An 8,046-nucleotide genomic window follows, 5' to 3' on the forward strand; every position below is an offset into this window, starting at 1 on the left:
CGTGACCGGAGCGTGTCTCAAGAACGGGCTTGCGTGTCTCGGAACGGGACGATCGAACCGACCGCGCCGGGGCCGATGGAAAACCCGGCCGTTGTGGAGGCTGATTCACCGGCCGGGGACGCGGGCAAAGGCGGCGATCAGATCCGGTTCGTCCCAGCGTTCCCGGATCTGTTCAGGCTGCCAGCCGTGGAGCCGGAGGGTGCGGAGGCTCAGGTCGTCGTGTCGCTTGGCCAGGCGACGTCCGGAGGGGTCGGTCAGGAGGCGGCAGTGATGGAAGGCGGGCGGTTGGAGGCCCAGCGCCCGGTAGAGCAGGAGCTGGCGCGCGGTGGATTTGAGCAGATCCGCTCCCCGGACGACCTCGGTGATTCTCATGGCCGCGTCGTCCACGACACAGGCAAGTTGGTAAGCGGGCACGTCGTCCTTGCGCCACACGATGAAATCGCCGAAATCCCTTCCGGCCACGAACCGCTGGTGCCCGCAGGCAGCGTCGGAGAATTCCACGATCTGCCCGTCCGGGACGCGGAAGCGCCAGTGGCAGGGCCCGTCGGCCGCGCGGACCGCCCCGCCGGCTTCGGGCCGGCAGGTGCCGGGGTAGATCGGTTCGTCTTCATCCTCCGCGTGCGGGGCGCGCGCGGCGGCGGCCACCTCGCGCCGGGAACAACGACACGGGTACACCCAGCCGGAGCGTTTCAGCTGTTCCAGCGCCGCTTCGTAGCGGGCGCGCCGACCGCTCTGGTGATAGGGCCCGAACGGCCCGCCCACGTCGGGCCCTTCCTGCCAGCGGAGTCCGAACCATCGAAGGTCCTCCAGCATGGCCGCCGTCCACTGCGGTTTGCACCGGCCGGGGTCGAGGTCTTCGATCCGGAGGACCAGCACGCCTCCACGGGCTTCGGCCCGCTGTTGAGCGATCCAGAAGGTGCGGGCATGGCCGAGGTGCAGATAACCGGTGGGCGAGGGCGCCAACCGGCCACGGTAGGACGGGCGCGGGACGGTTGCACGAGTGGGGACCGGGTTGTCCATGACGGTGTAGGATCTAGAGAGTGCCCGGAGGCTGGGCGGCCAGCCAGGTGCTGAATGCGGGCATGGCCTGGCCGAGGAGGGTTTCGGCCTTGCGGCAGTCCAGTGAAGTGTCGGGCGGGCGGGGTGGGCCGGGGAAATCCTTTTGCGAGGCGGGCTCCATCAATGGGGTGAGATCGGGCCAATGCCGCGCCAGCAACCGGCCGAGCTCCCACCGGGAAAGGCGTTCGCGGCCGGCGACATGGTAGAGGCCCGTGGCCTGATGTTGCACCAGGTGCCAGACCAGCCGGGCCGTTTCGATGGCGGCGATGGGGCTCCGGAACTCGTCCACGAACAGGCGGGTCACGCGGCCGGATGACCAGGCCCGGCGCAGTTCCTCGTTGAAGGCGCGATCGCCGGAAGGCGAGCGTCCGAGGTTCAACGAGGTGCGCACGATGAGGTGGCGCGGGTGCGCCTGCACGATCTCCTCGGCGGCGACCTTGGTCTCGGCGTAGACGCTCAGCGGATGGACGGGGTCTTCCTCCCTGTATGCCCCCTTGCGACCGTCGAAGACCAGGTCCGTGGAGAAAAAGACGAAATAGCTGTCCGCAGCCAGTTGGCAGAGCTCGCGGGTGGCTTCCACGTTGATCCGACGGGCCGCGGCCGGGTCGGCTTCGCAAAGGGGTGTCCGACTCAGTGCGGCGCAGTGAAGGATCAACGCGGGCCGCTCCCTCCGGTGAAGCTGCCGGAGTGCCGGGGTGTCCGTCAGGTCGAGATCCTTCCGGGTCAGGGGGCGCACGTTCCATGGCAGGTGCCGTTGGGAAGCACAGGTGACCAAGGCATGGCCGATCAGCCCGCCGGCGCCGGTGATCCAGGCGGTGGGCGCGGTGGCAGAGTTCCGGGTCGCAAAACCGGCTGCGCGATCCATGGGTCTGCAGTTTCCGGGTTCCCGGACCGGTGTCCAGTCAGGCTTGGACGACGGGGGATGTGCCGGGCCGGACCTGTGTGCGGTGGGCTCGGCACCGGGTGCGTCCGCGCAAATGCGGGCCGCCACGGCTTCAAATCACGAAATCCATCAATTCCCCGCGGAGCCGTCGAAGTTCAGCAGCGCGTTCACAGAGGCTGGCCAGGGTTTCCTTTTCGAACACGGCCAGCATGGCGGCGCTGGCGCGGTGCCAAAGATCGGCCAGTGCCTCCTCCTCGGGGGTGGCCGGAGGTGAAGAGCGGTTCGGTACCGACCCCGCGGCCGCGGGCGGTTCAAAATGTTCGATGATTTCCCGGATGGTGATGGCGTGGCCGGGGCGGGCCAGGCGGTAACCGCCACTGACGCCGCGCCGGCTGACGACGAACCCGGCGCTGCGCAGCTCGTTCAGGATCTGTTCCAGAAACCTTTTGGGAATGCGCTGGCGCTCCGCGATGGCTTGGATGCGGAGCAGGGCCTGGTCGGGCGCCTCCGCCAGGGTCATCAGGGCGCGCAAGGCATATGCGGTGCGGACCGAGAGCTTCACGAGAGCTGATGGAACCCGTTGGTGCCCCGACTCGTCAAGTTCCGGTCGCACGGCCGAGGGATTCTGCGTGTGATGGCGGGGCCAGCCGCAGGGCTTGCCACAGAGGGCCGACCTGTGGAAGTCTGGGATCCGCTTGAAGCGCCCCCGCAAACACCGGTGGGCGCAGCGAGACACGGATCGCCATGGGACACGTGAAACTGCACATACCGGGCCCGGTGGAGGTGAGTGAACGGACCTTCCGGGCGTTTTGCCAGCCGATGATCGGGCATCGCGGGCAGGGGTTCAAAGACCTTTACGCCCGCCTGCAACCGAAGCTGCAGCAATTGTTGTACACCAAACGGCCGGTGTTTCTCTCCACCTCCAGTGCCTGGGGCGTGATGGAGGCTGCGGTGCGCAATCTGGTGCGGCGGAAGGTGCTCAACTGCATGTGCGGTGCCTTCTCGGACAAGTGGCATGACGTGTCCAGGCGCTGTGGCAAGGAGGCGGAGGCGTTGCAGGTGCCCTGGGGATCGCCCATCCGGGCGGAAGCGGTGGACGCCAGGCTGGCGACCGGCCAGTTCGACGCCGTCACCATCGTTCACAACGAGACCAGCACGGGCGTCATGAGCCCCCTGGAGGAGATTGCGGCGCTGAAGCGCAAGTACCCGGACGTGATGTTCATCGTGGACACGGTCAGCTCGATGTCGGCCGTGAAGCTGCCCTTCGATGAACTGGGCATTGACGTGATGCTGGCGGGGACCCAGAAGGCCCTGGCACTGCCGCCGGGCATGGCCGTGTTCGTCTGTTCGGAGGCGGCGATGCAGCGGGCGGCCAGCGTGCCGGACCGCGGATACTACTTCGACTTCCTCGAGTTCCAGAAGAACGCCGAGCAAAACATGACACCCAGCACCCCCAGCATCCCGCACGTCTACGCCCTGGACGACAAGCTGGACGAGATCCTGGCCGAGGGGTTGGAAGCGCGGTTCGAACGGCACCGGCGCACCAACCAGATGGTGCGTGACTGGGCCGCGCGCAACGGGTTCACCCTTTTCCCGGAGCCCGGCTTCGAATCGCGCACGCTCACGTGCATCAACAACGGGGCCAAACCCGGCGGGCGGGTCATTGACGTGCCGCGGTTCCAGCAACTGGTCAAGGAACGCGGTTTCCTGATCGACGGGGGCTACGGCAAGATCAAGGGCAAGACCTTCCGCGTCTCGAACATGGGCAATGAGACTGAAGCCAGCATGGCGGAGCTTTTGGCGGCCATGGACGACGCGCTGAAGGCGCTTTGAACGCCGGCCCGGCGGGCAGGGCCGGTCAGCTTGCGTCCAGACAACGGCGCACGGTCTGCAGGATTTCCAAAGGGTTGGCCGGCTTCTGTAGGAAAGCCTGGCCGGGTGCCAACTCCAGCTCGCGCCCCGCAATTTCGGCGCTGTAGCCGGTGCTGAACACCACCCGCAACCCCGGTTTCTCCTTCAGGAGTTGCTGGGCCAGTTCACGGCCGCTGATGCCGCCGGGCATCACAATGTCCGTGAACAGGAGGTCCACCGACCGGGCAAGATCCCGCCACAGCGCCAGTGCCTCCGATCCATTCCGGGCGGTCCAGACACGGTAACCGGCCGATTCGAGCACCGCACGGGTCAGCGAGCGCACGCCCTCGTCGTCTTCCACCAACAGGATGCTTTCCGTGCCTCCAGGCGGTGTGACGGGGCCCAAAGTGGTTTCCTCCCCCGTGCCGCGTTCGAGCAGGGGCAACCAAACCTCGAAGGTGGTCCCCAGGCCCACTTCGCTGGTGACCGTGACGGTGCCGCCGTGCTGCTTGGCCACGCCGAACACGGTGGCCAGGCCGAGGCCGGTGCCCTTGCCGGGCTCCTTGGTCGTGAAAAACGGTTCGAAGATCCGGTCCATGTGCTCCCTGGGGATGCCGACGCCGGTGTCGCTGACGCGCAGCACGGCGTAGGCGCCCGGTGCCAGATCTGCCGGGCGTTGGAGGGCGCCCGGTTCGAGCCGCACCCGATCGGTTGCCAGGGTGAGTTTGCCCCCGCGGGGCATGGCATCGCGCGCGTTGACCACCAGGTTCATGATCACCTGATCCAGCATGCCGGGGTCGGCCCGCAGGGGCAGCGGATCCGGATACAGGCGCAGTTGAAGTTCGATGTCCTCCCCGATGATGCGTTGAATCATTTTGATCAGGGGCCCGACCACGTCGTTGAGGTCCAGTTCGCGCGGTTGCATGACCTGTTTGCGGCTGAACAACAGCAACTGCCGCGTCAGCGCCGCGGCGCGTTCCGCAGCAGCCCGGATCTGGTCGAGTCCCTCCGTCACCTCGGCCGGGAGCGTGTCTTCCGGCACGGCCATGCGGATCAGCTCCGTCTGCATCATCAGGACCGAGAGGATGTTGTTGAAATCGTGTGCGACGCCGCCGGCCAGCCGGCCGATGGCTTCCATTTTTTGTGCCTGCCGCAGTTGTTCCTCCAACTGGCGGACCTCCGTCACATCGCGGGAATTGACCACCACGCCCCCTTCCGGCAGCAGGTCCGGCACGAACCGGCCCACGGCATCCAACTGATGCCACGCCCCTTGCGCGTCGCGGATCCGGAAACTGACGGTGATCGGCGGTGCGTCGGGCTCGTTGACGGCCCGTTCGAGACCGGCCACCACCGCGGGCAGATCATCGGGATGTACCAGTTCGAGGGCCGATCGTCCCTGCAACCATTCCGGATCGTATCCCAGCAGGCGCTTGGAGGCCGGGCTCTGGTAGTGGATCACCCCGCGGCGATCCACGACGGTGATCAGGTCGGTCGCGTTTTCGATAAGCAGGCGGAACCGCTCCTCGCTGCGGCGCAACTGTTCCTCGGCCGCCCTGCGCTGGCGCTCCGTTTCATGGATCTGCAGCGCCAGCCCCATGTCAGCCGCCAGGCTGCCAAACAACCGGATGGTTTCCCCGTCAAAGTAGTCCGGGACGTCCGTGAACACGACCAGGGCAAGCCGGGACCGCGCATTTCCGTGGATGGGAAAACAACCGATGGACCGGACACACTCCGGCAGCGAAGGCTTGGTCCCGGGGTCGGCCGGCTGTTTCCACGTCCAGATCCGGCCCTCGGCGCATGCCTGCCGGACCTCCGGCCAGGCCCCGACCTGACAACACAGGGTGCCGATGGTTACGGAAGCGGGGGCGGCTGCCGACGCGGACGCGGCCACGGTGCATGCCTGCGTTTCCGGATCGCTGCAGATGACGCACGCGCCGAGCAGACCCCCGGTCTCCACCGCGATGCGGCACACGCCCGAGAGCAGGGCGTGGTCGTCCTGTTCGCGGACGATCAGTTCGCTGGCCGCACTGCGCAGGGCGTGGGCGCGGGTCAAGCGCAGAATGCGTTGCTCGGCGTCTCTACGTTGCGAGATGTCCGTGATGCTGCCGCGCACGACGGTTCGGCCGTCAAACTCTGTGCGGAGCAGGCGGACCTCGCAGGGGATGTCGCGCCCCTGCGCATCCCGGTGGGTCCATTCGAACACGGGGGTTTCACCCGCCAGGGCGGCGGCGATGTAATCGTGCGCCTTGCGATCCGAGGGCTCCCCGTCGGGTTGGAACTCGGGACTGAGGTCCACGGGTCCGTGGCGCAACAGTTCACTGGCCGGTAGTTTGAAGAGTCGTTCGGCCGCGGCATTGACTAGAACGAACCGGTCCGTGGCCACGTCCAACAAAACCACCGCCTCCGGGGCAAATTCGATCAGCCGTCGGAACTGTTCCTCGCTGCGTCGGGCCTGCTCTTCGAGTCGAACACGCTCCGTGATGTCCAGGGAGGTACCTGCGATGCGGACCGGGCGGCCTTCGGTATCGCGGATGACCTCGATCCTGGCCTGGATGTGCCGGATCGGCCCGCGCTCCGGGTCCGTCCGATATTCGATCATGAACGGGGTCCGCGCCTGGCTCAGACGTTCGTGGATGGCACGGAGCCTCGAGCGATCCTGTGGATGGAGCAGTTCCAGGAATTCCTCGAAAGACGGGGCGGGCCGATCCTCCGGCCAGGCATGGAGCCGGGCCATCTCGGCCGACCACCGGCCCTGGCCGCTTGCCAGGTCCAGTTCCCAACTCCCGAGCTGGGCGCGCCGCTGGGCCTCGGCCAACCGCTTCTCACTCTCCCGAAGCTCCTCCAGGACCCGCTGATGTTCGATGGCCAAGCCGGCCAGGAGCGCCCATCGCTCGAGCGTTTCCACTTCGTCAGCTTCGGGGCCGCGCGGTCTGCGGTAGTAAACGGCGAACGTCCCCAGCACGCACTTCTTCGCATTCAGAATGGGAAACGACCAGCAGGCCGCCAGGCGGTGCCGGGCCGCCAGACCTTCCCAACCCCGCCAGAGCGGGCTGGCGGCGATGTCTGTCACGATGATCCGTTCCTTGCGCCAGGCGGCCGTGCCGCAAGAGCCCACACTCGGGCCGATTCGGACGCCGTCAATGGCCCGGTTGTAGTCCTCGGGCAGCGACGGGCCAGCGGCCGTTCGCAACCGGTCGCCCTCCAGAAGCAGAACCGAGCACAGGGCCCCGGGATGCAGAGCCTCGTACGCGCGGCAGAGCCGTTCCAGCCAGGCTTTCAATGGCTCGCCCGAGGCGTGCCATTCCAGCAGGTCCCGTTCGGCTTCCCGATGACGTTCCCAGGTCCGTTCCTCGGTCTGATCGCGGAACACCAGCACCACTCCGGTGAGCCTGCCTTGTTCGTCATGGATGGGCGCGCCGGCATCGCTGATAGGGATTTGCCGCCCGTCCCGGCTGCGCAGGACGGTGTGGTTGGCCAGCCCCACCACCACGCCCTCCCTCAGGACCCGGGTCACGGGCGATTCGGCCGGTTGACCGGTGTCTTCGTTGTAAATCTCGAACACTTCCTCGATCGGTCTGCCGCGCGCCTCGGTGAAGGACCAGCCGGTGAGGCGTTCGGCCACCGGATTCAGGTACTCCACCCGGCCCTGTGCGTCGGTGGTCAATACGGCGTCGCCGATGCTCTGCAGAATGACCCGGGCACGATCCGGCCCCGGCGCTCCGGTGCCTGATCCACCCGGCACCCCGCCCACCGGTGAGAGTCGCAACAGGACCGCTCCGTCAGGCGCCGGCATGGAGTGCCCGTGCGCACGGCGGGCGGTGCCGTCCCGATTCAACAAAGTCCCCGAGACCCGCGCCGGCGGTTGAAACGCGGCATCAGGATGGAAAAGCCCGGCCCATGCGCGCCCGGAAACCTCTTCAGGTTGCCATCCGGTCAAACGGCTAAAGGCCTCATTCACCCGGAGGATCCGGCCTTGGGCATCCAGATGGACGAGGATTTCGTCCGCTTGATCACATGCAGGCCCGTTGGAAACCGAGCCTGGTGGGGTGTGTGGCGCCTGGCTCATGGTCTGGACGGAGGTTGAGGATGGATGGATCCGAGAGGCCGTGCCGGTGTCCGGCATGGACAGCTCCGGCTACCGCGGTTGCAACCGCGGGACGGACCTCTTCGACATGCACGCCCCAGCAACTGACTCCCTTTCCGCAGAGGGGGCTCTGCCAGGACTCTGGCGGCCGTCTGGCGCATCGGATTTC

The 8,046-nt window shown here is 67.1% G+C and carries 5 protein-coding genes; 1 reads left to right on the forward strand and 4 read right to left on the reverse strand.

The window, feature by feature from the left end; genetic code table 11:
• Positions 1-105: 105 nt before the first annotated feature.
• From gluQRS to ACPDIX_RS14860, 3 genes are all read right to left on the reverse strand, one after another.
• Positions 106-1,020, reverse strand: a complete 915-nt coding sequence (gene gluQRS / locus ACPDIX_RS14850) for a tRNA glutamyl-Q(34) synthetase GluQRS (protein ID WP_423432585.1) — start codon at positions 1,018-1,020, stop codon at positions 106-108.
• A gap of 13 nt (positions 1,021-1,033) precedes the next feature.
• Positions 1,034-1,924, reverse strand: a complete 891-nt coding sequence (locus ACPDIX_RS14855) for an SDR family oxidoreductase (protein WP_423432586.1) — start codon at positions 1,922-1,924, stop codon at positions 1,034-1,036.
• 130 nt (positions 1,925-2,054) lie between these two features.
• Entirely contained in the window at positions 2,055-2,504 is a 450-nt protein-coding gene (locus tag ACPDIX_RS14860; RefSeq protein ID WP_423432587.1) for an RrF2 family transcriptional regulator, read from the reverse strand.
• 182 nt (positions 2,505-2,686) lie between these two features.
• Between ACPDIX_RS14860 and ACPDIX_RS14865 the strand changes: the two genes are divergently transcribed.
• A complete protein-coding gene (locus tag ACPDIX_RS14865) occupies positions 2,687-3,775 on the forward strand; it encodes a pyridoxal-phosphate-dependent aminotransferase family protein (RefSeq protein WP_423432588.1) in 1,089 nt (362 codons plus the stop codon).
• A gap of 25 nt (positions 3,776-3,800) precedes the next feature.
• On the opposite strand, the gene ACPDIX_RS14870 is transcribed toward ACPDIX_RS14865, so the two are convergent.
• Positions 3,801-7,916, reverse strand: coding sequence for a PAS domain S-box protein (locus ACPDIX_RS14870; RefSeq protein ID WP_423432589.1), 4,116 nt, complete (start codon positions 7,914-7,916; stop codon positions 3,801-3,803).
• Between the last annotated feature and the right edge of the window lie 130 nt (positions 7,917-8,046).

Origin of the sequence: Limisphaera sp. 4302-co, assembly GCF_049537155.1 — a bacterium.
GTDB lineage: Bacteria > Verrucomicrobiota > Verrucomicrobiia > Limisphaerales > Limisphaeraceae > Limisphaera.

Coding starts and splice junctions, on each gene's coding strand:
- gluQRS (WP_423432585.1), bottom strand. CDS start 1,020: ATGGACAACCCGGTCCCCACTCGTGCAACCGTCCCGCGCCCGTCCTAC.
- ACPDIX_RS14855 (WP_423432586.1), bottom strand. CDS start 1,924: ATGGATCGCGCAGCCGGTTTTGCGACCCGGAACTCTGCCACCGCGCCC.
- ACPDIX_RS14865 (WP_423432588.1), top strand. CDS start 2,687: ATGGGACACGTGAAACTGCACATACCGGGCCCGGTGGAGGTGAGTGAA.
- ACPDIX_RS14870 (WP_423432589.1), bottom strand. CDS start 7,916: ATGCCGGACACCGGCACGGCCTCTCGGATCCATCCATCCTCAACCTCC.